The organism is Sphingopyxis sp. (assembly GCF_035998905.1).
Taxonomy (GTDB): Bacteria; Pseudomonadota; Alphaproteobacteria; order Sphingomonadales; family Sphingomonadaceae; genus Sphingopyxis.
In genome coordinates this window covers 53,674-77,116 of record NZ_DASYHG010000027.1, presented here as the reverse complement: position 1 = coordinate 77,116, position 23,443 = coordinate 53,674, and the positions used below count along the sequence as shown (strand labels likewise).

22 protein-coding genes and 1 tRNA gene are annotated in these 23,443 nt (G+C 64.9%); 11 read left to right on the top strand and 12 right to left on the bottom strand.

Going from position 1 to position 23,443, the window contains the following annotated elements:
• Window positions 1-81 precede the first annotated feature (81 nt).
• Complete coding sequence (locus VGN62_RS16505; protein ID WP_327455860.1) at window positions 82-729, bottom strand: DUF4198 domain-containing protein; 648 nt, start codon at window positions 727-729, stop codon at window positions 82-84.
• A gap of 183 nt (window positions 730-912) precedes the next feature.
• On the opposite strand from VGN62_RS16505, the gene VGN62_RS16500 reads away from it, so the two are divergent.
• The 5 genes from VGN62_RS16500 (at window position 913) to VGN62_RS16480 (ending at window position 5,228) form a co-directional block, all read left to right on the top strand.
• On the top strand, window positions 913-3,021 hold the full coding sequence (locus tag VGN62_RS16500; RefSeq protein WP_327455857.1) for a TonB-dependent siderophore receptor: 2,109 nt from the start codon (window positions 913-915) through the stop codon (window positions 3,019-3,021).
• 65 nt (window positions 3,022-3,086) lie between these two features.
• Window positions 3,087-3,395 carry a hypothetical protein gene (locus VGN62_RS16495; protein ID WP_327455855.1) on the top strand — a complete coding sequence of 103 codons (309 nt, stop codon included), beginning with the start codon at window positions 3,087-3,089 and terminating at the stop codon, window positions 3,393-3,395.
• Complete coding sequence (locus tag VGN62_RS16490; protein WP_327455853.1) at window positions 3,392-3,670, top strand: PepSY-associated TM helix domain-containing protein; 279 nt, start codon at window positions 3,392-3,394, stop codon at window positions 3,668-3,670. Before VGN62_RS16495 ends, VGN62_RS16490 begins: the two co-directional genes overlap by 4 nt.
• Before the next feature lie 62 nt (window positions 3,671-3,732).
• Entirely contained in the window at window positions 3,733-4,953 is a 1,221-nt protein-coding gene (locus VGN62_RS16485) for a PepSY-associated TM helix domain-containing protein (RefSeq protein ID WP_327455851.1), read from the top strand.
• Window positions 4,950-5,228 (top strand): DUF3325 domain-containing protein, encoded by a 279-nt coding sequence (locus VGN62_RS16480; protein WP_327455849.1) that lies wholly within the window; start codon window positions 4,950-4,952, stop codon window positions 5,226-5,228. The genes VGN62_RS16485 and VGN62_RS16480 overlap by 4 nt, the downstream gene beginning before the upstream one ends.
• 285 nt (window positions 5,229-5,513) lie before the next feature.
• On the opposite strand, the gene VGN62_RS16470 is transcribed toward VGN62_RS16480, so the two are convergent.
• The 6 genes from VGN62_RS16470 to VGN62_RS16445 all read right to left on the bottom strand — a co-directional run bounded on the left by VGN62_RS16470 (window position 5,514) and on the right by VGN62_RS16445 (window position 11,228).
• Window positions 5,514-5,589 (bottom strand) — tRNA-Lys (locus VGN62_RS16470).
• Window positions 5,590-5,711: 122 nt separating this feature from the next.
• Window positions 5,712-6,818, bottom strand: a complete 1,107-nt coding sequence (gene rodA / locus VGN62_RS16465; RefSeq protein ID WP_327455847.1) for a rod shape-determining protein RodA — start codon at window positions 6,816-6,818, stop codon at window positions 5,712-5,714.
• Entirely contained in the window at window positions 6,815-8,722 is a 1,908-nt protein-coding gene (mrdA, locus tag VGN62_RS16460) for a penicillin-binding protein 2 (RefSeq protein ID WP_327455845.1), read from the bottom strand. The genes rodA and mrdA overlap by 4 nt, the downstream gene beginning before the upstream one ends.
• Before the next feature lie 18 nt (window positions 8,723-8,740).
• Window positions 8,741-9,262, bottom strand: coding sequence for a rod shape-determining protein MreD (locus VGN62_RS16455; RefSeq protein ID WP_327455843.1), 522 nt, complete (start codon window positions 9,260-9,262; stop codon window positions 8,741-8,743).
• Window positions 9,259-10,164, bottom strand: a complete 906-nt coding sequence (gene mreC, locus VGN62_RS16450) for a rod shape-determining protein MreC (protein WP_327455841.1) — start codon at window positions 10,162-10,164, stop codon at window positions 9,259-9,261. The genes VGN62_RS16455 and mreC overlap by 4 nt, the downstream gene beginning before the upstream one ends.
• 17 nt (window positions 10,165-10,181) lie before the next feature.
• A complete protein-coding gene (locus VGN62_RS16445; RefSeq protein ID WP_327455839.1) occupies window positions 10,182-11,228 on the bottom strand; it encodes a rod shape-determining protein in 1,047 nt (348 codons plus the stop codon).
• A gap of 194 nt (window positions 11,229-11,422) precedes the next feature.
• On the opposite strand from VGN62_RS16445, the gene mutL reads away from it, so the two are divergent.
• Both mutL and VGN62_RS16435 read left to right on the top strand, forming a co-directional pair.
• Window positions 11,423-13,234, top strand: coding sequence for a DNA mismatch repair endonuclease MutL (gene mutL / locus VGN62_RS16440; RefSeq protein WP_327455837.1), 1,812 nt, complete (start codon window positions 11,423-11,425; stop codon window positions 13,232-13,234).
• 1 nt (window position 13,235) lies between these two features.
• Entirely contained in the window at window positions 13,236-13,775 is a 540-nt protein-coding gene (locus VGN62_RS16435; RefSeq protein ID WP_327455835.1) for a homogentisate 1,2-dioxygenase, read from the top strand.
• On the opposite strand, the gene VGN62_RS16430 is transcribed toward VGN62_RS16435, so the two are convergent.
• The 3 genes from VGN62_RS16430 to VGN62_RS16420 form a co-directional block, all read right to left on the bottom strand.
• The gene (locus VGN62_RS16430) at window positions 13,767-14,963 is read right to left on the bottom strand and encodes an alkaline phosphatase family protein (RefSeq protein ID WP_327455833.1); all 1,197 of its coding nucleotides are present in this window, start codon (window positions 14,961-14,963) and stop codon (window positions 13,767-13,769) included. The two genes, VGN62_RS16435 and VGN62_RS16430, sit on opposite strands and share 9 nt — an antisense overlap.
• 42 nt (window positions 14,964-15,005) lie before the next feature.
• Window positions 15,006-16,574 carry an alkaline phosphatase D family protein gene (locus tag VGN62_RS16425; protein WP_327455831.1) on the bottom strand — a complete coding sequence of 523 codons (1,569 nt, stop codon included), beginning with the start codon at window positions 16,572-16,574 and terminating at the stop codon, window positions 15,006-15,008.
• 78 nt (window positions 16,575-16,652) lie between these two features.
• Window positions 16,653-17,399, bottom strand: a complete 747-nt coding sequence (locus VGN62_RS16420) for a glutaredoxin family protein (protein WP_414713293.1) — start codon at window positions 17,397-17,399, stop codon at window positions 16,653-16,655.
• A gap of 32 nt (window positions 17,400-17,431) precedes the next feature.
• Between VGN62_RS16420 and VGN62_RS16415 the strand changes: the two genes are divergently transcribed.
• Both VGN62_RS16415 and VGN62_RS16410 read left to right on the top strand, forming a co-directional pair.
• Window positions 17,432-17,833, top strand: coding sequence for a MerR family transcriptional regulator (locus VGN62_RS16415; protein WP_327455827.1), 402 nt, complete (start codon window positions 17,432-17,434; stop codon window positions 17,831-17,833).
• A 260-nt stretch (window positions 17,834-18,093) separates the two neighbouring features.
• Window positions 18,094-18,333 carry a hypothetical protein gene (locus tag VGN62_RS16410; RefSeq protein WP_327455825.1) on the top strand — a complete coding sequence of 80 codons (240 nt, stop codon included), beginning with the start codon at window positions 18,094-18,096 and terminating at the stop codon, window positions 18,331-18,333.
• Window positions 18,334-18,401: 68 nt separating this feature from the next.
• On the opposite strand, the gene ychF is transcribed toward VGN62_RS16410, so the two are convergent.
• Window positions 18,402-19,499 (bottom strand): redox-regulated ATPase YchF, encoded by a 1,098-nt coding sequence (gene ychF / locus VGN62_RS16405; RefSeq protein ID WP_327455823.1) that lies wholly within the window; start codon window positions 19,497-19,499, stop codon window positions 18,402-18,404.
• A 142-nt stretch (window positions 19,500-19,641) separates the two neighbouring features.
• Between ychF and VGN62_RS16400 the strand changes: the two genes are divergently transcribed.
• Window positions 19,642-20,298, top strand: a complete 657-nt coding sequence (locus tag VGN62_RS16400) for a CAP domain-containing protein (RefSeq protein WP_327455821.1) — start codon at window positions 19,642-19,644, stop codon at window positions 20,296-20,298.
• A 65-nt stretch (window positions 20,299-20,363) separates the two neighbouring features.
• Window positions 20,364-21,515, top strand: coding sequence for a serine hydrolase domain-containing protein (locus VGN62_RS16395; RefSeq protein ID WP_327455819.1), 1,152 nt, complete (start codon window positions 20,364-20,366; stop codon window positions 21,513-21,515).
• A gap of 42 nt (window positions 21,516-21,557) precedes the next feature.
• Here the strand turns inward: VGN62_RS16395 and VGN62_RS16390 are convergent, their stop codons facing one another.
• Window positions 21,558-23,435: a PhoX family protein gene (locus VGN62_RS16390; protein WP_327455817.1), complete on the bottom strand. Its 1,878-nt coding sequence runs from the start codon at window positions 23,433-23,435 to the stop codon at window positions 21,558-21,560.
• Window positions 23,436-23,443 lie beyond the last annotated feature (8 nt).

Genomic DNA, 23,443 nt, shown 5'->3' with positions numbered 1-23,443 from the left:
TAACTCGCATTTGCAATATAGGGGATCGCATCGATTTCGCTTTTCGATGCGATCCGGCGTCCCTCGGCGGGATTGCGGTCGTCAGGGCGCGACGAAAGTCAGCGTGGAGACGTGGACGGTGCTCGCGACGCTTTTGCCGCCGAGCTGGCGTTCGCCCGCAATCTCGTGGCTCGTCGAGAGCAGGTAGCGTCCGGTGCCGCGTTCGGGGGTGGTGACGACGCCCCGGTCGTCGGCGACATGGATCTTGGTCCAGCGGTCGGGATCGATCACGGTCAGCTTGGCGCCGGGCAGAGGGCTACCCTGCCACAGAACCCTGAAGCTGTTCCCGTTTGCGGCGATCGGGACGATCTCCAGGTCCAGCGCATGCCGCGTCTCGGCCCGGCCCGCGCGCGCGTGATAGACGACGCCCTGCAACTTGCCGCCTTCGCCGGCCCAGGGCTCGAAGACATTCTCGTCGACGAGGCGAACATCGCCGGTTGCGTTCACAGCGGCTTCGATATGATTGGCGCGGCGGACGAGCGGGGCGGGGCGATCCCGGCTTTCGGCGAAGAGGATGGGCGCTTTCAGCTTGGGGAATTCGGGATCGCCGTTTTCGGGAACGGCCTCTGCCGGTTCGCCGAGGTAGATGCGCGCCGGAGCATTGCCGTCGCGCTCGATCCATACCTCATGTGCCGTCGCAGGCGACACGAGGAAGCTGAAGGCCAGCACGGCTGCAAAAGTCTTTTTCATCGGGGCATCCCTCTTTTCCGAGTGGGTCTGAGCGGCGTTTCTGTTTGCGGACGAAGCGCGTCGCACGCGCTCTGTGGCCGTTCAAACCTTCTGTTGCAAATGATTATTACTAGCTTGCTATTGCGAACCGTTCGCTATAGCCGCCACCGCAAGTTGAGATTGAGTCGCAAAAAGGGAAACGCAATGACCGTCCGAATGATCGCGCTTTGCGGCGCAGCCGCACTGGCTCTTGGCGTCAACCCGGCGTGGGCGGGCGAGGGCGTCGACGCCGCCGCTTCGGTCGACGCGGCCGGCGGGACCTCTGCCGAAGCCGATACGGACACCGGTGAGGATACCATTGTCGTTACCGGCTATACCGGAACCAAGACTGACACCGCGCTCGCCGAATTGCCTCAGCCGATCAAGGTCATCACGGCCGACCAGTTTGAGGCGCAGGGTGCGATCAGCATCAGCGACACGGTGAAATATGCCGCCGGTGTCCTCGCCAATCCCTATGGCCGCGACACGCGCGTCGACGGCTTCAACGTCCGCGGCCTCGACGCGTTGCAGTTCCGCGACGGCATGCGCGACATCTTTTCCTATTATGCCTCGATCACCTCGGACCCGTATAATTTCTCGCGCGTTGAGATCGTCCGCGGCCCGGCCTCGGTGCTGTTCGGTCAGGGTTCGATCGGCGGCCTCGTCAATCTCGTCAGCAAGACGCCCGACTTTACAACACGCGGCGAATTGAGCCTCGTCTATGGCAGCTATGACCGGAAGGAAGTGTTGGGCGACCTCAACCTCGCGCTCACCGACAATCTTGCTGTGCGCTTTGTCGGTCGCGCGCGCGATGCCGATACCTATGTCGATCACGTGCCCGACGACCGCGTGATGTTCGCGCCTTCGATCCGCTGGCAGCCGACCCCCGACACCGACGTCATACTCACCGGCCTCTATCAGGAGGACGACACAGGCTCGACCTCGCAATTCCTGCCGATCGTCGGCACCTTCCGGCCCAACACCGTCGCCGGCGCGCAGCTCGATCGCTACACCTTCGTCGGCAAGGCGGGCTGGGACCGCTATAATGGCCGCTCGCTGCAGGGCGGCGGGTCGATCACCCATCGCTTCTCGGACAATGTGAAGCTCAGCCTGAAGGCGCGCTACATCGACAGCGACCTCGAATATAACACGCACTACGCCGACAGTTATACGAACCCGCAGGACCCTTTCTCTGTCTATGGCACCAACGGCCGCACGATTGCCCTGATCGCCGACGCCAGCGACGCGCGCATGAACGTCTTTTCGACCGACAATAATCTCCAGTTCGATTTCAACACCGGCGCCAACATCGAGCACAAGCTGCTGCTCGGCGTGGATTACAGCTGGAACAAGGTGCAGAAACGCTATGCCGGTGGCTTCGAGCTCGTCGACCTCTATGACATCGATTATGACGCGCTGCAGACCTATGACCCGAGCGGCCCCTTCACCACGGAAAGCCAGAAGCAGCTGGGCGTCTATATCCAGGACCAGATCCGCTTCTTCGACCGCGTCTCGGTCGTGCTCGGAGCGCGCCGCGACCGCGTCACCGGCTCGTCGGGGCAGAAGGACAATGCCACGACCTTCCGCGCCGGCATCATCGGCGAGATCGGCGCAGGCTTCTCGCCCTTCTTCAGCTATACCGAAAGCTTCCTGCCGGTCGCGGGCCGCATCGACAATGGCGACGGCACCTTCGGCGATCCCTATCGCCCGCAAACCGGCACGCAATATGAAGCCGGGGTGAAGTGGCAGCCGACGCCGAACACGCTCGTCACCGCCACCGCTTTCAAGATCAAGGAACGCAACCGCGTCCTCTATCTTGCCGCGGGCGGTACGACCCAGTCGGGCGAACTCAACACCAAGGGCTTCGAGATCGAGGCCAGCCACACGCTCCCCGGCAATTTCGAACTGCTCGCCAATTACGGCTATTCGAAGCTCAAGTCCGAAACCAACACCAGCCTCGACTATATGCCGCGCCATACCGCATCGCTTTGGTCGACCAAGACCTTTGGTCTTCCCGAGGACGCTCAGCTGCGCCTCGGCGCCGGTGTCGTCTATAGCGGCAAGAGCGTCTCGACGAGCAATGTCTGGTCGATCGTTACGCCGTCGCGCACGACAGTCGATGCGCTGGCCGAGATCAGCTGGAACAACTGGCGCTTCGCGGTCAACGCGACAAACCTGCTCAACAACAAATATTTCGCATCCTGCCTCGCACGCGGCGACTGCTTCGTTGGCGCGCCGCGCAATGTGATGGGCACGATCGGCTACCGCTTCTGATCGCGCGCAGCTTGGATGAGGGAAGGGCTATTGCGAGTGAGTCGCAATATTGCGATAGGCGTGCCATGAACAAGGCGATCGAAACCTGGCGCAGCAAGCGATGGCGCGACGTGACCGCACGCGCGATCGCGGCGGTTCCGCTCAACTACGCCGTGACGAGCGCGCTCACCATGCTGCTCGCCCGGCTGCTGCCCGGCGGACCCCAACAGGCGTCGATCGGCGCGACGCTCCTGTCCTTCCCGATCTTCGCGGGGCTCGCGATGACCGCATTCGCGGTGCGCTCGGTGTCGCAGTTGTGGATGGGCCTGATTGCGACCGGCGTGGCCGCGGGGCTCGCCGACTGGTGTTTCATCATTTGGGGAGGCCGGTTGTGAAGAACGGTTTCCGGCAATCGATGGCGTGGCTTCATACCTGGACCGGGCTGGTGCTGGGCTGGCTGTTGTTCGCGATCTTCGTGACCGGCACCGCTTCCTATTTCCAGGAAGAAATCACCGCCTGGATGACGCCCGAGGTGCGGAGCGTGCCGGTTGACGGCCCGAAAGCTTCGCCGCGGCGACGCGCTGGCTTGAGCGCGAAGTCCCCGGCGCCAGCGAGTGGTCGATCTATTCGGCGGGCAAGCGCGCCGCAGGCCTGCAACTCTATTGGGTGAATGGACCCGGCGCGCCGGCGGATGCGCCAACCGATGCACGCCTCGACGGTGCGGGGCGAAAGGTGGAAGCGCGCGAAACTCGCGGTGGCGACTTCTTCTACCGGTTTCATTATAATCTTCACTACATCAACTGGTATTGGGCGCGCTGGATCGTCGGGATCGCCGCGATGGCGATGCTCGTCGCAATCCTGTCGGGAATAGTCACGCACAAGAAGATCATTGCCGACTTCTTCCTGCTCCGTCTCGGAAAGGGGCAGCGGAGCTGGCTCGATGCGCACAATGCGTCGAGCGTCCTCTTCCTGCCCTTCATCCTGATGATCACCTATACCGGGCTCGTCAGCCTCGCGACGCACTATATGCCCTGGGGTATCGTCGCGAACTATGCCAGCGAAGAGAAATTCTTCGAGGCAAGCTTTCCCTGGCCAGCGCCGGCCGAAAATGCCGGGCCGGCGCCGCTTGTCGCGGTGGCGCCGCTCGTCGGCGAGGCCGAGCGTATCTGGGGCGTCGGCGCCGGCAGCGTCCGTATCCTAAATCCGGGAGACCGGACCGCGAAGATCATCGTTTCCACCGCCCCGGATTCGGGCATGTCGGTCCGGCCGCGGTCGCTGACCTTCGACGGGGTGACCGGGAAGCCGATTTCCGCATATAATCCGTCGGGCGCAGCAACATCGACCGAAGGCACGATGATCGGCCTGCACGCCGGGCGCTTCGCGAGCGGCGTCCTTCGCGCCCTCTATTTCCTCTCGGGTCTTGCCGGATGCGTCATGGTGGGTTCGGGTCTGATCCTGTGGACCGTGAAGCGCCGTGCGAAGCTGGCCAATCCCGATCGGCCGCACTTCGGCTTCCGTCTTGTTGAAAAACTCAACATCGGCGCGATTGCAGGCCTACCGTTCGCCTTCGCCGTCTATTTTCTCGCCAACCGCCTTTTGCCTGCAGGCGGTGCGGGGCGCAGCGACCGCGAGATCGCAGCTTTCTTCATCGCATGGGGCGCCACCTTCGTCTGGGCCGCCGCCCGTCCGGCGGCGCGCGCATGGGTCGAGGTGCTCGCCGCCGCAGCGGTGTCATTTGCGTTGGTGCCGATCATCAACGCGCTGGCTACCGATCGTTCGCTGATTGCCAGCCTTGCCGCCGATGACTGGGTTTTTGCCAGTTTCGATCTTTCGATGCTGCTCATTGCGGCCGGCCTTGGATGGGCGGCTTCGAAGTTGGTGCGCCGATCGGCTGCCCCCCGCGTAGCGAATGGAAAGCGTCGGCCGGGATCGCCTTCGATGGATGCCGCATGATCCATTTTTTCCTTCTCTTCCTGACGACGGTGGGCTTTGGCCTGCTATGCCTTTCGCGCGAAAGGCACCAACGCGATCTGATCGGCCGCAAGCTCGGCAAGAGCACGGGCCATTATGTGCGATGGAGCGGGATCGCGATCCTTGCCGCGGCATTCCTGCTCGCCGGCGATCGCCTGGGATGGGCGGTCGGCTCGCTCGAATGGCTCGGCCTGTCAAGCATGGGAGCGATATTGACGATGGCGCTGCTTTCGCGCCGCTCTACGCGCGCCTCATAGGGTCAGCACTCATCGATCAGAGCCAGGAGAGGACGGTTGCGTCGCGGGCTATGGCGGAGAAGAAGGCCTTCGGGCATCGATCATCGCGCGTCGCGACGCGACATCAGTCTTTTCAGGCGGCCGGACATGATCTTCGATGCGGTTGCGGCGATTGTAGCGGTGCTTGTCGTATTTGACCGTCGTGCTGCTTATTTCCCGGCCCGGGACGCAGGGCGCTGGCGAGAAGCATCTGCTTCGCCAGCATTCCTCTAACTCTCTTTTTATCGTTTAATTCCAAGGGAAAAATGGTGGACGCACTAGGGCTCGAACCTAGGACCCGCTGATTAAGAGTCAGCTGCTCTACCAACTGAGCTATGCGTCCACTGCCGTTTTCCGGCGTGCCTCGCGGCGAAGAGGAGCCCTCTTTGCTGCGAAGCGAGCGGCCCGCTATCATGCCCCTGTGGGGTTGGCAATGCCCCCGATGCCTTTTTGCCGATTTTTTTCTCAATGAAAGCGGCGGCTGCCCGTTTTGCTGTCGTTTTCGATCGCCAGCATGATGCCGACGCAGGTCATGATCGTGAGCATCGACGAGCCGCCGTAGGAGAAAAGCGGCAGCGGAATGCCGACGACAGGGGCGAGGCCCATCACCATCATCAGGTTGATCGCGATGTAGAAGAAGATCGTCATCGTCAGGCCCGCCGCGGTGAGCTGGCCGAAGCGCGTCCGCGCGCGCAGCGCCACGCGCGTCGACCAGCGCAGCAGCAGGAAAAAGCCGAACAGCAGCGCGAGCCCGCCGATCAGCCCCCATTCCTCCGCCATCGTCGCGAAGATGAAGTCGGTATGGCCCTCGGGCAGATAGTCGAGGTGGCTTTGCGAGCCGTTGAGGAAACCCTTACCGCCAATGCCGCCCGACCCGATCGCGATCTTCGACTGGCTGATATGATAGCCGGCGCCGAGCGGGTCGCTTTCGGGGTCGAGGAAGATCAGCACGCGTTTTTGCTGATAGTCATGCAGGAACGAGAAAAGCACGGGCAGCGCTGCGATCCCGGCTACCGCGGTGCTGCCGAACCACCAGAAGGGGAGCCCTGCGACGAACATCACCACCACGCCGCCGATACAGATTGCGAGCGCGGTGCCGAGGTCGGGTTGCAGCATGACGAGCGCCGCGGGGAGCCCGATCATGATCAGTGCCGGCCAGAGAGCGGTGAAAGTGCGCGTATTGCCCGGGGGCAGTTGGGCGTAGAAATGGGCGAGCGCGATGACGATCGCCACTTTCATCAGCTCGGACGGCTGCAGGTTCATGAAGCCGAGGTTGAGCCATCGCTGGCTGCCCCCGCCGACGAAACCGAGCAGTTCGACCGCGATCAGGAGCACGAGGATGCCGATATAGCCGATATAGGCGAAATCCTCGAATATCCGGAGCGGGAAACGCCCGATGACGAGCGCGACGCCGAGGAAGACGAGGAAGCGCACGCCCTGCTGCCACGCCCAGGGCGACCAGTTGCCGCCCGCGGCCGAATAGAGGACGAGCAGGCCGAAACCCGTGATCCCGGCGAGGATCGCGATCAGCTTCCACGGAAAGCGCTGGATGGCAGGCGGGACGGGGATCATTGCGGCACCCCCGGTTCAGGGTCGCTCGACGCGCCCGCCTTCCACGCCGCATAGTCGCGGTCCATCCGTTCCTTGATCGTGCCGCCCCAGCCGCCTTCGAAAGTCTCGAGCGCTTCCATCGCCTTTTCGCGGTCGAAGAGGAAGGTCATGAAATCCTTGGCCACCGGCGCCGCGGCGCGGCTGCCGCCCATGCCATGCTCGATCACGACGGCGGTCGCATAGCGCGGGTTGACGACCGGCGCGAAGCCGATGAACAGGCCGTGGTCGCGGAATTTCCACGTGCCGCTTTTCCCGTTTCCGGTGCCGAGCCCGCGCACCTGCGCGGTCCCCGTCTTGCCCGCCATCGTGATGCCGTCGAGCGGCAGGCGGCTGCGCACCGCGGTGCCGGCGCCGTTGACGACAAGATCCATGCCGTGGCGCGCGACGGCGAGCGCTTCGGGCGAGAAGGGCAGGGCCTCATTCTTGAATTCGCGATTGACCAGCCGCGGATAGAGGTGGCGGCCCGATGCGATGCGCGATGCCATCACCGCAAGCTGGAGCGGGTTCACACTGACATAGCCCTGGCCGATGACCGCGTTGAGCGAGTCCGAGGCCGACCAGGCCTGGTTGTATTTCTTCATCTTCCATGCGCTGTCGGGGATGGTCCCGTAACGCTGGTTGCTGCCCGCGAGCTGGAATTCCTCGCCGAGTCCGAGCAGGCGTGCCGTCGGGGCCATTGCGTCATAGCCGAGCCGATGCGCGAGCCAGTAGAAATAGCTGTTGCAGCTTTTCATGATCGCCGACGGCATATCGAGGCTGCCGTGGGTGCCGAGGCAGCGGAAGAAGCGGCTGCCGAGGCGGTAGCCGCCGACGCAGGTGTGCCGTTCGCTCGGGTCGACGCCATGTTCGACCGCAGCGATCGCCGCCATCGGCTTCAGCGTCGAGCCCGGCGGATAGAGGCCGCGCGTCGCCTTGTTGATCAACGGCTGGTGATCGTCGGCGCGCAGCCAGGCATATTCGTTGCTGCTGATGCCGTCCGAAAAGCTGTTCGGATCGAAACTGGGCATCGATACGAAGGAGAGGATGTCACCGTTCTGGCAGTCGATCACGACCGCTGCGCCCGATTCGCGCCCCATGCGCCGCGCGACATATTCCTGCAGGTCGGCATCGATCGTCAGGTGGACGGTCTTGCCCTGCGTATCGGGTTTGACACCGAGTTCGCGCACGACCTTGCCGCGCGCGGTGACCTCGACGCGTTTCGCACCGGGTTCGCCGCGCAGCATCGGCTGGAAATATTTCTCGAGCCCGTCCTTGCCGGTGCGGAAACCGGGGGTGATGTAGAGCGGGTCCTTGACCTTCTGATATTCCTCGGCGGTCGGCGCGCCGACGTAGCCGATCAGGTGGCCGACCGCGGCGCCGGTCGGATAGTTGCGCGCGAAGCCGCGCTGCGGCGCGACGCCGGGCAGTTCGGGCAGGCGGACGAGGATCGAGCTATATTCGGCCTCGGTCATGTCTTCCTTGACCGCGACGGGCTGGAATCCCGATGCGGCCTTCAGGTCGCGATTGATCCGCTCCATCGCGTCGCCGTCGAGGCGCAGCAGCGTCTGAAGCTGCCCGAGCACCAGATCCTTGTTGTGCAGCCGGTCGGGAATGATGTCGATGCGCAAGGACACGCGGTTGTTTGCGAGTGCCTTGCCATGGCGGTCGACGATCCAGCCGCGTCGCGGCGGGACGAGGGTCAGGTTGACGCGATTGCTTTCGGATTCAAGGACATATTTGTCGTTGTCGATAACCGATATATACGCCATGCGCGCCGCGAGCGCGACGCCGACGGCCGCCTGCGCGCCGCCGACGACGAGCGCGCGGCGGGTGAAGGTTATGCCCCTCCAGGCTTCGGTAATCGGCGGACTCTTCTTCTTCGGCATTCGGGGGTTGGGACCAGTCTATCGGCGTTTCAGGCGGAAATTGTCAAACTTGCCCGTCAGGCGCATGAACAGCGGAACGAGCAGCGCCGAGACGATGATCTGCGGCACGATCAGCCCCAGCACGCGCCCCGTGTCGGCGTGCGGATGGACGATCAGCGCGGCGAGTGACTGAATAATCGCGATCAGCAACGCCGCGATCGCCCAATCGTGCAGGAAACCGCGCCAATAGATGCGCTGCGACGAATAATGGATCGCGATGCTGGCGATCGTCCACAGCCCCGCCGCCGTGCCGATCGGCTGGCCACTGAACAGATCGTCCCACAGTCCCAGCGGCAGGCCGATCCAGACCGGCCACATCTCGGTGCGCAATAGCTGCCAGCACAGGAAGAACAGCAGGCCGAGCGGCGGCAGCACCGGTGAATTGGCGATCAGCGGCAGCATCAACGGCAGCGCGGAGGCGAACATCACGCTCGCGATCGGCACGATGCGCATCCGCCACAGCGACGCCGGTTCGCCGAGGCGCGGACCCTTCTGGTTCATGGCGTGCCGGCAGGGGCGGGGACGGGCGCGGGACCCGGCAGCCCCTGCGCTTCGATATTGTCGGGGGTATAGGGGCGCAGCACCGACACCGCATCGACCTTGCCGGGGTCGGCGAGCGGCCGCGCCAGCGCGCCGTCGTCCTGACGCCGCACGACGATCGCAACCGGGATATTGGGCGGATAGAGCCCGCCGGTGCCTGAGGTGACAAGGATGTCGCCGGGCTTGAACGGATTGTTCGCGATGTTGAGCGTGCGGATGTCGAGGTCGCCATTGCCGCGGCCATAGGCGAGCGCGGGCAGGCCGTCGCGCGCGCGGCGGACGGGGACGATATTGTCGACGTCGGTGAGCAGCAGCACTTGTGAGACCGACGGACCGCTGCCGAGCACGCGGCCGATCAGCCCGTCGGCGCCGCGTACCGGCTGGCCCGCGGCGACGCCGAGATTGCGGCCGATACTGAGCAGCGCGATGCGCTTGCTGCTCGTCGAGGTCGAGGTCAGCAGATAACCGTTGGCGAGCGCGGTCTTGTCGGTTTCCTGCAGCTTGAGAAGCGCCTTCAACTGGCGATTTTCTTCCTGCAGCGAGCTGGTCGCGACAAGCTCGCGCCGCGTGTCGGCGAGTTCCTTGCGCAGCCGCCGGTTTTGCGTGCCCGCTGCAACATAGGCGCCGACGGTGTCGTCGATGCCCGAAATCGACCCGATCACCGACCGCGACGCGCGTGCGATCGGTGCGGTGACTTCCTGGCTCGCCACGCGGAGCTGGGCAAAGCCGACGGGGTCAACGACCGAAAGAACCGCCAGCAACAGGCCCGCCACTGCCCCTGTCACCGCAATGACATAGGCAACGAACAGGCTGTACTGGGCCTTTCGGGATTGCCCCGGACGCCGATGTGCCGGGCGGACCATGGTTCAGCGCCTTGGTATCAGGCTTGCTGCAACACGCCGCGGAAGGCGGGGTCTTCCATCGCGCGGCCGGTGCCGATCGCGACGCAGGTCAGCGGATCTTCGGCCACGGTGACGGGCAGGCCGGTCGCGTCGCGCAGCAGCTCGTCGAGCTCGGCGATCAGCGCGCCGCCGCCGGTGAGTACGATGCCCTGGTCGACGATGTCGGCCGCGAGTTCGGGCGCGGTGTTTTCGAGCGCGATGCGCACGCCCTCGACGATCGTGCCGATCGGTTCGGACAGCGCTTCGGCGATCTGTGCCTGGTTGATCGAAATTTCCTTGGGCACGCCGTTGACGAGGTCGCGGCCCTTGATGTGGATCGTCAGGCCGGTGCCGTCGGCGGGAATGCGCGCGATGCCGAAATCCTTCTTGATCCGCTCGGCGGTCGATTCGCCGATCAGCAGATTATGGTGTCGGCGGACATAGGAGACGATCGATTCGTCCATCTTGTCGCCGCCGGCGCGCACCGAGGTGGTATAGGCAAGGCCGCGGAGCGAGAGCACGGCGACTTCGGTCGTGCCGCCGCCGATGTCGACGACCATCGAGCCGATCGGCTCGGTCACCGGCATGTCGGCGCCGATCGCGGCCGCCATCGGTTCTTCGATCAGCCACACTTCACTGGCGCCCGCGTTCGACGCGGCGTCGCGGATCGCGCGGCGTTCGACGCTGGTCGATCCCGAGGGCACGCAGATCACGATTTCGGGGCTGCGGAACGCGTTGGGCTTGCCGCCATGCACCTTGGTGATGAAGTGCTTGATCATCTGCTCGGCGACGTCGATGTCGGCGATGACGCCATCGCGCAGCGGGCGGATCGCCTCGATGCTGTCGGGGGTCTTGCCCATCATCAGCTTCGCGTCGTCGCCGACGGCCTTCACCCGCTTGATGCCGTTCAGCGTCTCGACCGCAACGACCGAGGGTTCATTCAGCACGATTCCCTTGCCGCGCACGTACACAACCGTGTTCGCGGTGCCGAGGTCGATAGCCATGTCTTGGGAATTGAATTTGAACCAGCGGGAAAAGAAGGACATCGATACTGCTTCCTGTCAGCGAAGCCGCGCCCTTGATGGACACGCCCCCTATCGTGATTTCATCCGCGCGCCCGGCCGGCGACAGCTACAATCAGGGGGAGATTCCGGCTCGTCCACGAAGGGTGGCTGGACAAAATGATCAGGGCTGTGCGGATGGGTCGCGATTTGCGTTCGACTGCGCTAGGAGAGCGGCCATGTCAATACGTCGCCTGCCGGAAAAGCTCGTAAATCGGATCGCAGCCGGTGAAGTGGTTGAAAGACCCGCTGCGGCGCTCAAGGAACTGGTTGAAAACGCCATCGACGCGGGTGCGACTCGCATTTCGGTGCGAATCGCCGAGGGCGGGATTTCGCGGCTGGAAGTCGAGGACGACGGGTGCGGGATGACCGCCGCCGACATGGCGCTCGCGCTCGAACGCCATGCGACCTCGAAGCTGCCGACCGACGCGATCGAAGATGTCGCGACGATGGGTTTCCGCGGCGAGGCCTTGCCCTCGATCGCGAGCGTCGCGCGGCTGACGCTCGAAAGCCGCGTCGCGGGGGGTGACGGATGGAAGCGCGTTGTCGACAATGGCGCGGTGGTGGCCGAGGGGCCGGCGGCACTCGCGAAAGGAACTCGCGTCGCCGTCGAGGACCTGTTCGCGCGCGTTCCGGCGCGGCGCAAGTTCCTCCGCAGCGGACGCAGCGAATATGCCGCGTGCCTCGATGTCGTGCGGCGGCTCGCGATGGCGCGTCCCGATATCGGCTTCACCGTCGAGCATGACGGGCGGCGCGTTCTCGACGTGCAGGGCGGCCAGGACCGGCTTTCGCGCGTCGCCGCGCTGACGCAGCGCGACCTCGCCGCCAACAGCATTGGGGTCGATATCGACCGGGGCGAGGTGCATCTGGGCGGCGTGATCAGCCTGCCGACCTACAATCGCGGTATCGCCGATCATCAATATCTGTTCGTCAACGGGCGCCCGGTGAAGGACCGGCTGCTCGTCGGTGCGCTGCGCGGTGCCTATGCCGACCTGCTCGCGCGCGACCGCCACCCGGTCGTCGCGTTGTTCCTCGACGTGCCGACGAGCGAGGTCGATGTGAACGTCCATCCGGCGAAGACCGAAGTGCGTTTCCGCGATCCGCAGCTGGTGCGCGGGATGATCGTCGGTGGGCTGCGCCGCGCGCTCGACGAACATGGATTCCGCAGCGTCCAGCGCCCCGCCGAGGCCGCACTCGCCGCCTGGCAGCAGGAGCCCGTCGCGCCCGAACCCGCGACGGGATTCCTGTTCGGGCACCGCAGCGAACCCGCGGTGCATCTGTTCGGCGCCGACATCACGCCGCCGGGCGAGGATGTCGCGCGCGTTTACGACCGCATCACGCCCTTTGCTTCCGCCGCGCCACTCGCGGGGCGCGCAGAGGTTGCGACGCTGCCGCCGCCCGAATCCGAGGCGCATCCGCTCGGCATCGCGCGCGGCCAGATTGCGAAAACCTATATCGTCGCCGAGGCCGAGGATGGCCTCGTCATCGTCGACCAGCACGCCGCGCACGAGCGGCTGGTGCTCGAACAACTCCGCCGCGGGATGAGCGGGCAGGCGGTTCCGTCGCAGGGGTTGCTGCTCCCCGAGGTCGTCGAGCTCGACGAACCCGCGTGCGACCGGCTCGAGGCGGCGGCGGCGCAGCTCGCGGCGCTCGGAGTCGAACTCGAACGCTTCGGCCCCGCCGCCGTGATGGTCCGCGCGACCCCCGCGATGCTCGGCGCGATCGATTGTCAGAAGCTCGTCACCGACATCGCCGATGACCTTGCGGGTTACGACGCCGCGCTCGGCCTGAGCGAGCGCCTCGAACTGGTTGCGGCGACGATGGCGTGCCATGGGTCGGTGCGCGCGGGGCGGACCTTGAGCGTTGCCGAAATGAACGCGCTCCTGCGCACGATGGAGGTCACCCCGCACAGCGGCCAGTGCAATCACGGGCGGCCGACGTGGGTCAAACTCGCGATGGACGATGTCGAGAAATTGTTCGGGAGGAAATAGGATGAAGCTTGGGATTATCGCGATTTCGCTGATGGCATTGTTGCCCGGAACCGCGATGGCGGCACCGGCCGAAAAGCCGGAAGCAGCCTGTCCCGCCGCGCCCGTGCTGCCGCCCGAACTTGCCGACTGGTCGCGCGATGCGGCGGGCAAGACGATCTATGCCTATGGCGACGATCTCGGCGCCGACTGGTCGCCGCTCGGCGCGGCGCGGACGGCGTTGCCGCTGCACAAGTTCGAAAGCCTGCGCTATGGCGTCGCCCCCGAACGCAAGCCCGACGTCCATAAATTCGGCGGGATGATCCCGATCGATGTGAAGAGGGCGGGGCGGCTGGTCGTCGCGCTCGACGCGGGGGCGTGGATCGACCTCGTTCGCGATGGCGCAATAGTGAAATCGATGACACACGGGCATGGCCCCGCCTGTTCGGGTATCCGCAAGATGGTCGAATTCGACGTGACGCAGGGGCGCTACCAGCTTCAGATCGTCAACGCGCCGACCGCATCGATCCACGCGATGGCGGTGCTGCGCGACTGGCTACGGTAGGCGTTTGACCAGCACGCCCGTCGCATCGCTCGGCAGCGGCGCGACGCCGATGAGCCGCATCAGCAGCGGATAGACCTCGATATTGTCGACGATGCCGATGTCCCCTTTGAGGCCGGTGCCGCTCGCGACGAATAGCGCGAGCATCTCGGGATCCTGATTGTCATAGCCGTGCGCGCCGCCCTTCACGGGCCATGTCGGCGTGCCTGCGATGATCGACCAGCCGGGCTCGGCGATGCAGATGATCGCCGCGACGCGCGGGTTCCGGCCATAATGCAGCCGCTTCGGCAGCTCCGCGCGACGGTTGCAGGCCATATGATCGTGCGGTTTCAGAAAGGCGTCATACACACGATTGTCGGTTCCCGCGGCGGGTTCGATCGCGGCATAGGGGCCGGTCTCGACCGCGATGATGCTCGGCAGGTCGATCAGGTCGGCGAGCTGGATGGTGCGGCTCTCGTCGATCGCGCGCATCCCGTGGTCGGCGACGACGATCATCCGTGCGGGCTGCCCCATCGCGGCAAGCCCGGCGGTGAGGTCGCCGATGCGCGCATCGACCTCGGTCATCGCGGCGTTCACCTCGGCGCTGTCGGGGCCGAATTTGTGCCCCGCATCGTCGACCGCCTCGAAATAGAGGGTGGCAAAGGCGGGGCGGATATCGGCGGGGCGGCGCATCCAGTCGAGCAGAGTGTTGACCCGCTGCGCATAGCCGACATGAGCGTCATAACGCAGCCAGTCGGGCGGACGGCTGTCGTGAATCGCGACCTCGCTCCCCGGCCAGAACATCGTCGCGCTGCGCACCCCGGCCTTGCCCGCGGTCACCCATGCGGGTTCGGCCTCGTCCCACCAGAAGGGATCGAGCGACTGTTTCGGATCGCCGAGACTGAAGCGCACGTCGGGGCGCCGCGGATCGATCATATTGTTGCCGACGATCCCGTGATTGTCGGGGCGCTTGCCGGTGACGATCGCATAATGGTTCGGGAAGGTCTTGGTCGGAAACGACGGCCGCAGCTTGCCGTGCGCGCCTTCGGCCGCGAGCCGCGAAAGGTTCGGCGTGATGCCGCGATCGAGGTAATCGGCGCGAAAGCCGTCGATCGAGATCAGGATGGTAACGGGTTGGCGCTCGCTTCCGTCTTGCGCGTGCGCGGCGAGGGGAAGGAGGAGGGCGAGCAGCAGCGAGAGGAGGCGGTTCATGCCGGGTCCGCTATGGCGCCTTTGTGACCGTCCCGCGACACGTCACGCCATCTTGATCCCGGCGACGTCGCGCTCGACCACGCCCGTCGCGCGCTTCGACAGCGTGTTCACCGGCGTCGTCACCTTGTCGACGACCATGAAATGCGTCTGCCACGCCTCGCGATTGACGTCGCATACGACATAGCCGCGCTGGTCGTTCGCGAATTTGAGTTCGGGATTGAGCTTGAGGAAGGTGTCGGTGCCATTGCGCTGGTCGCTGCCGTCGCCGCCCGACGAGATCGAGGTTGCGACGAATTCGGCGCCGACGACCTTGTCCTTGAGCACAAGGTCGCCGCAGAAATTCTGGTGCTCGTCGCCGGTGAGGACGACATTATTCTTCAGCCCCGCCATGCGCGACAGGATCCGCTCGCGCGGCGCTTCGTACCCGGCCCAGCTGTCGAGGTTGACGATCTTCTTGGGCTCGTCGGGCTTCCGCCGCCGGTCGAGCGACATCATTGTGACCTGCTGTGCAAAGGCGTTCCACGTCGCGCCGCCCTGGGCGAGGTTGCGGCCGAGCCAATCCTCCTGTGCCTTGCCGAGCACGTGCGCATTTTTGTCGAACACGCCGGGGCAGGCGGGCTTGAAACCATCGTCGCACGGCTGGTCGTTGCGGTACTGCCGGGTGTCGAGCAATTGCATCGCCATCAGGTCGCCCCAGCGGAATTCGCGGTTCATCGCGACCATCCCGCCGCGCGGGAGCAGGGCCTTGCGCACCGGCATATGCTCGTACCACGCCTGCATCGCGGCCTGCTTCTTCAGCATGAAAATTTCGGGCGGCGCGGCTTCGGGATCGTTGACGTCGAGACCCAGTTTCCAATTGTCGATGTCGGAGACCCAGTCGTTGCGGATTTCATGATCGTCGAAGCTCGACAGGAAGGCATGGACCGATCGCGCCGCCTGCAGGTCGATGTCGCCGAGCTGTTGCGCATAGGCATTGCGGAAATCATTGACGTCGACGAGCGCGCGGAAGGCGTGCTTGCGCACCGGACGCGTCGGCAGCCCGGTGTTGAACAGATATTCCTCGCTATATTCGTAGATGAAGTCGCCGTAATGATAGACGAAGGCGAGGTCTTCGCGCGCGAGGTGGCGATAGGCGCCGAAAAAGCCCGCTTCGAAATGCTGGCACCCGGCGACCCCGAATTTCAGCGCGTCGGTCTTCGCGCCCGGCGCGGGCAGGGTGCGCGCGCGGCCGCGCAGGCTGCGTTCGCCGCCAGCGGTGAAGCGGTAATAATAGGGGCGGTCGGGCTGGAGCCCCGCGACCTCGACATGGACGCTGTGCGCGAGTTCGGGGCGTGCGAGTTCGGTGCCCTTCGCGACCACGGTTCGAAAGCCGCTGTCGCTCGCTACCTCCCAGTCGACCGGAAAGTTCGCCAGCGGCATCCCGCCGTGGCGCTCCATCGGCTCGGGGGCGAGGCGTGTCCAGATGACGAAACCGTCGCTCGCCGGATCGCCCGCCGCGACGCCGAGGCTGAACGGGAACTCACGGAAAATACCGCCCTCGGCGCGCAGGATCGCGGGGGCTGCTAGGCCGGCGAGCGTGGCCCCGGCAAGGAAGTGGCGGCGATTGAACATGGCTGGGCTCCGTGGGGGCGATTCGACGCCCCTGATAGCCCAGTCCCATGTTTCATCAATGACCGATGCGGCCGGGGGTCAGAACCACATTCGCGCCATCCACAGCGCCATCGCGACCATCATCACATTCTCGGTCAGCGACACGAAGCCCAGCGGCACCTTGCTGCTGCCGCCGACGCACGCGCATTTGATGTCGCGCTTGTCGATATAGACCGCCTTGAACACCGATACTGCGCCGATGCCGCCGATGAACAGCGCGATCGGGATCGACAGCCAGTTGAACGCGTGCGCGGTCATCAGCACGCCCGCAAGACCCTCGGCGAAGGGATAGATGCTCGCATAGGGCACCCAGCGCTTGGCGAGCAGGTCATAGTTGAGGAACATCGTCGCGAATTTGTCGACATCCTGCAGTTTCAGCAGCGCGAGCACGATCATGCTGAACGAGATGAACCATTCGGCAGCGCGGAGGGTGAGGGCGTCGCCATAGACCGAAAAGCTGGTCGCGAGCGCCATCAGCGCGGTCATCGCGAACAGCGCGATCACCGGCGTGTAGCTCGTCGCATCGGGATCGGCGACCTTCAGCCCGAAATGACGGCGAAGGTCGTCATAACCGCCGATGCGCGCGCCGTCGATGAAGGTCTGCGGCGTCGTCTTGACGCCATGCTCGGCCTTGAACGCATCGGTTTCCTCGCGCGTCGTCAACCAGCGGTCGTCGACCGCGAAGCCGCGGCTTTCGAGCAGATGTTTTGCCTTGAGGCCATAGGGGCAGGTGTGCCCGGGCATGACCATGCGATGGAGTGTTGCCTGTTTTGTCATGCACCCCATATAGCGTCTGTACCATGGTACGGAGTCAAGCGATGCAATGGACGATCGGGAAATTGGCGGCGGCGGGCGAGGTCGGCGTCGAAACGATACGCTATTATCAGCGTCGCGGGCTGATGGGCACGCCCGCGCGCAGCGGCGGCGACGGTTGGGGCGGCGGCGTGCGGCGCTACGACGCCGACGACCTGCGCCGCCTCAAATTTATCCGCTCGGCGCAGGCGTCGGGCTTCACGCTCGACGAGATATCCGAACTGCTCGCGCTCGAGGCGAGCGACGACCGCGTCCGCGTGCGGACGCTGGCGCGCCAGCGGATCGAGGTTCTCGACGAAAAGATCGCGCAGATGACCGAAACACGTGCCGCGCTCGCGCGCCTCGCCGACCAATGCGCGGCCAGCGCCAAGGGGCCGTGCCCGATCCTCGCGGCGTTTGAACCCTAGTGCGTTGTCGGAACTTGTTCCGAAAAGGGGCTCTTTCGACCGGTTGCGGACATTGCGTCCCATCTTAGTCTGTCATTCCCGCGAAAGCGGGAACCTAGTGTGGAGTAAGCCCACGCGCGCTCTGGGTCCCCGCTTTCGCGGGGATGACGAAAGTGGAGAACATCCGCTCCCCCCTTTGACGACATTCCGCCGAAGGTCTGTTACAGCCGTCGCGGGCTGTGGGCGCCAGCCGCGCGGAAATCGTGAGGGAGCGGGGCGAGATGATGGAGAGTTTCGGGGCATTGGTCGGCTGGACACACCAGGATGCGGGTGAGCGCATCATGCTCCGGCTCGAAAGCGTGCAGTCTTTGGAAGCCGTCAGGAAGCACGACCCTGACCTGTTTCGGTTCCTGATGACCAGGCAGCAAGCGGCTATCCTGGGAAATTACCTCGTGCAGCTTTCCGGGCAGCCCCCGATCGTTCCGAAAAAGCGGGGCTGGTTTCGTCGTCGGTTCGGCTGACCGGCCTTTCGGTCACGGCGTGGAACGGCCGCTCGATCCCAGCCGGATCTCGCGACGACGGCTTCGGCTCAGCTATGCAGGAAGTGCATCACGTCGCCGTCGTTCACGACATAGGCCTTTCCTTCGGCGCGCAGCTTGCCCGCTTCGCGCGCCTTCGCTTCGCCGCCCAGCGTGACATAATCGTCATAGGCGATCGTTTCGGCGCGGATGAAGCCCTTCTGGAAATCGCTGTGGATTTCGCCCGCGGCCTCGGGAGCGGTGGCGCCGGTGTGGACGGTCCAGGCGCGCGCTTCCTGCGGGCCGACGGTGAAGAAGGTGATCAGGTGGAGCAGCTCGTATCCGGCGCGGATCACGCGCGCGAGTCCAGTTTCGTGAAGGCCCATTTCCTCGAGGAACTCGATCCGGTCGGCCATGTCCATCGTCACCAGCTCGCTTTCGATTGCGGCCGAAACGACCACAGCCTGCGCGCCCTCGGCTGCCGCCTTGGCGAAGACCTTTTCAGAAAAGGCATTGCCGTTCGCGGCGCTGCCTTCGTCGACGTTGCAGACGTACAGGACGGGCTTGGAGGTCAGGAGCTGCGCGGTGCGCAGCACGCGGGCTTCCTCGTCATCCTTGGGTTCGACCAGCCGCGCGGGCTTGCCTTCGCGCAGGAGGTCGAGTGCCTGGCCGAGGACCGAAGCAGCGATCTTCGCTTCCTTGTCGCCCTGTGCGGCTTTCTTGGCGAAGGCGGGAACCCGCTTTTCGAGGCTTTCGAGGTCGGACAGAAGCAATTCGGTCTCGACCGTCTCGGCGTCGGCGACGGGGTCGACCTTGTTCTCGACATGCTGGATATCGTCATCCTCGAAACAGCGGAGGACGTGGACGATCGCGTCGACCTCGCGAATATTGCCGAGGAACTGGTTGCCGAGGCCTTCGCCCTTGGACGCGCCGCGCACAAGGCCGGCGATGTCGACGAAGGCGAGTTGCGTTGCGATGATCTTCTTGCTCGTCGCGATCGCTGCGAGTTTTTCAAGCCGCGCGTCGGGTACCGCGACGTTGCCGATATTCGGTTCGATCGTGCAGAACGGATAATTCGCCGCCTGCGCCGCCGCGGTTTCGGTCAGCGCGTTGAACAGGGTGGACTTGCCGACGTTGGGCAGGCCGACGATCCCGCATTTGAAACCCATAAAAACTCCGTGAGGTTCGGCGCGCTGTGGAGGGGGCGCCTGTGTTGCAGCGCCCCTAGCGCCAGATTGCGTCCGGCGCCAGTCTTTGCAGGTGGATTCGCCGTTGCGCGCCGTTCAGACTTGCAGCTTTATCGCAGCGGCCATGACGAAACCCCGCCTCCTTCTCGCCGCCGGTGTCCTCTTGTCTTTCGGTGCGACCGTCGCCGTGACCGCGCAGAGCCGGTTTGAGGAGGGCGTTTTTACCGAACTCAATCGCTTTCGCAGCGATCCTGCAGCCTACACCGAATATCTGCGCGACTATCGCCCGCGCTTCGAGGGCAAGTTGCTGGTCGCCGACGACGACAGCGAGATCGATATCATGACGCGCGAGGGCGTCGTTGCCGTCGACGAGGCGATCCGCGACCTGCGCCGCGAGAAGCCGCTGCCGACGCTGGAATGGAGCGGTGCGCTCGCGCGTGCTGCCGCCGACCATGTCGCGGTCCAGTCACGCTCGGGCGCAGTCGGCCATTATACCAGGGGAAGCGGCCCCGGCGAACGGATGCGCGCCCGTGGCGGCGGTCCCTATGTCAACGAGGTCATCACCTATGGCCATCACACGCCTGCGGGCGTCGTCGATCAGCTGCTCATCGACGATGGCGTGCCCGATCGCGGGCATCGCCACAGCCTGCTACGTTCGACGCATCGCTATGCCGGCGTCGCATGCGGTTCGCATCCGGTACATCGGACGATGTGCGTGATCCTGATGTCGCAGACGCGCGACGGCTCGCCGCCGCCTCCGCCGCAAAGAAAAGCGCCCTGAGCCGACGTCTTGCCAGCTGTATTGCCGTGCTATAGCAGTTGGGATTGGGATATCGGGAGATTGCAATGCGCGCGGCAAAACTCGGCTGGCTATTCCCTTTGCTGATCACGGCGCCTGCCGCGGCCAAACCGATGCCCGGCAAGGCAGCGATCGCACAGACCGCAAAAAAGGCGATGGCCGCAACGGGCGCGCGCGGTCTGGCGATCGCAACGATCGACAAGGGCAAGGTCGTGTCGGTGCAGGCGTTCGGCGAACGCAATGCCAAGGGCGAGCCACTGACCCCGCAAACGATCATGTATGGCGCGTCGCTCACGAAGGCTGTGTTTGCCTATTCGGTGCTGCGGCTGGTCGACGAGGGCAAGGTCGATCTCGACAAGCCGATCGCCGCGATGCTCGCGAAGCCTTTGCCCGACTATGGCAACCTCGACGCCTATGGCAATTGGGGCGACCTCGCCGGCGACGAGCGCTGGCGAACGATCACCCCGCGCATGGTGCTGGGTCACAGCACCGGTTTTGCGAATTTCCACTTCCTCGAGCCCGACGGCAAGCTACGCATCCATTTCGATCCGGGCAGCCGCTACGGCTATTCGGGTGAGGGGATCATGCTGCTCCAGTTCGGGCTCGACAAGGGACTTGGGCTCGACACGGGCCGAGAGGTCCAGCGGCTCGTTTTCGATCCGCTCGACATGCGGAATACAAGCGTCGTCTGGCGTCCCGATTTCGCCGCGAACTATGCCGACGGCTGGACGCTCGACGGCAGCGTCGAGGCACATGACGAGCGCGGCCGCGTACGCATGGCCGGATCGATGGACACGACGATCACCGATCTCGCCAACTTCGCGGCCGCCCTTGTGTCGGGCAGGGGGCTTTCGAAAAAAGCGCGCGGCGAATTGCTGCGACCGGGCTTGACCATCCGTTCGGCCGCGCAGTTTCCGACGCTGGCGGGCGACGTGCCCGCAGCGCAGCAGCACGAGGGGCTCGCCGCGAGCGTCGGCCTGATCACTTTCAGCGGACCCCAGGGCGCCGCCTTCTTCCGCGGCGGACACAATGATTCGACCGGTAACACACTCGTCTGCCTCGAAAAGGGGCAGCGCTGCGTGCTTATCATGTCGAACGATGTCCGCGCCGAAGCCGCGTTCCCGATGATCGTGCGCGACATCCTCGGCGAAACCGGCACGCCTTGGCGCTGGATCTTCGGCGATATGAAGTTCGTCTGAGGCTCGCCGCCCGCTCCCGTTGCGAGAGCGGGCGGCGCGCGATCAATTGCCGACCGGCTGGTTGTCGGTGCGGCGCACGACGACGGTTGACGAGCGCGGCTGTTCGCCCGCGACCGGCCAGTTGCCCGTCGGGTGCTGGATGTTGACGAAGAAGGTCTTGAGATCGGGCGTGTAGGCGAGGCCCGTGATCTCGCAGCCGAGCGGGCCGACGAGGAAACGCTTCGACTGCTTGCTCGTCTGGTCGACATAGAACATCGCGTTATGACCGAAAGCCTGATCGATCGTCCGGCCCGCGACACCCGAATTGCCCGGAACGCTGTGGTCGGTCTGCACCCACATGCGGCCCTGCGGGTCGATGCGGAGGCCATCGGGGCTTGAGAAGGTGTCGCCGTTGATATTGCCGACAAGGTTGCTGCCCCCCGATGCGAGCGACGGGTCGCCCGCGGTCAGGAAGATTTCCCAGCTGAACTTGGTCGCCAGCGGCGAATCGCCTTCTTCGCGGAACTTGATGATGTGCCCGTGCAGGTTGCTGACGCGCGGATTCATCGGGTCGGTGACGCGGCGGCCGCTGTTGTTCGTCAGCGTGACGAACACGGCCTTGTTGTCGGGCGCGACGGTGACCCATTCGGGGCGGTCCATCACGGTGCCGCCGGCGACGCGCGCCGCCGAAGGCGTGTTGATCAACACATCGGCCTGATTGTTGAAATTGACGATCGTCGGCGCCGGCGGGGTCGTGCTCTGGCTGGTGTTGCCGGGGTCGGAGGCGCCCGCGGTCAGGCCGTTCTGACCGACGACGAGCGCGCGCCATTCGCCGGTGCCGTCGCCGTTGAAGCGTGCGACATAGAGCGTGCCATAGTCGAGCAGGTCGGTGTTCGCCGCACGGTTCGACGCGCTGTACGCACGATCGGGGACGAATTTATAGATGCAGCCCGGGGTCGAATCGTCCCCCATATAGAATGCGACGCGGCGGTCGGCGTTCGCCATATAGGCGACATTCTCGTGGCTGAAACGGCCCATCGCGGTGCGCTTCGTCGGCTGCGCGAGTTCGCGCAGCGGATCGATCTCGACCACCCAGCCATAGTTGGTCGCAGGCTGCGTCGGGTCGAGATAATTGTCGGTCGTCTCTTCGCAGGTCAGATAGGTATCCCACGGGGTGCGGCCGCTCGAACAATTGTTGAGCATGCCCTTGATGCTGCCCGAAAGGAGGCCCGCGGCGGGGCCGCCCGCGCGATAGCTGCTGTTGCCGGTATAGCGGCGGTTATAAGTCGACCCGGCCTTCACCGCCCATTTGCCGTCGGTGCCCTTGGCGATTTCGACGACGCCGATGCCGACCGCCGACAGCGCGAGCGCTTTCTGGTCGGCGGTCGCGGTCGCGGCGTTATAGCTGCCCGCCATCAGGATGTTGAAATCGGGATATTCGTAATTCATCGCGAGCAGCCCGCCATTGTTGGCGTCGACACCGGGAAGGGCGAAATATTCCATCCCGTCATGATTGCCGCCGGCCCATTTCTCGGCGACCGCGGGGGTCGGGAAGCTGCCCGAATAGGCGGTGCCGGTTTCGACCGAATCGCCGGCCTTCAGCAGCACGTCGACGGTGTAACCCGCGGGCACGGTGACCTTGTCGTCCTGGTTCGCGGCGACCGCAGCGAAATTGACCGCGTAGCTCACCGGCGGGGGTGTCGGGGTCGGCGTGGGCGTCGGGGTGGGCGTCGGCGGAACCGTGACGGGCGGGGTGGCGCCATCGCTGTCACAGCCCGCGAGTACGGCGGCCGGAATGACCGACAGCCCGAACAGCCCGTTCCTCAGCAACGTGCGGCGCGACGGGTTTTCGGCGACGATCGCCTCCAGACTACCAGGTCCCGGAAGGCTATCGGTTTCGCCGCGATACGGCGCGCGGGCGTCATCGGTAAGATGTGACATGCAGTTTC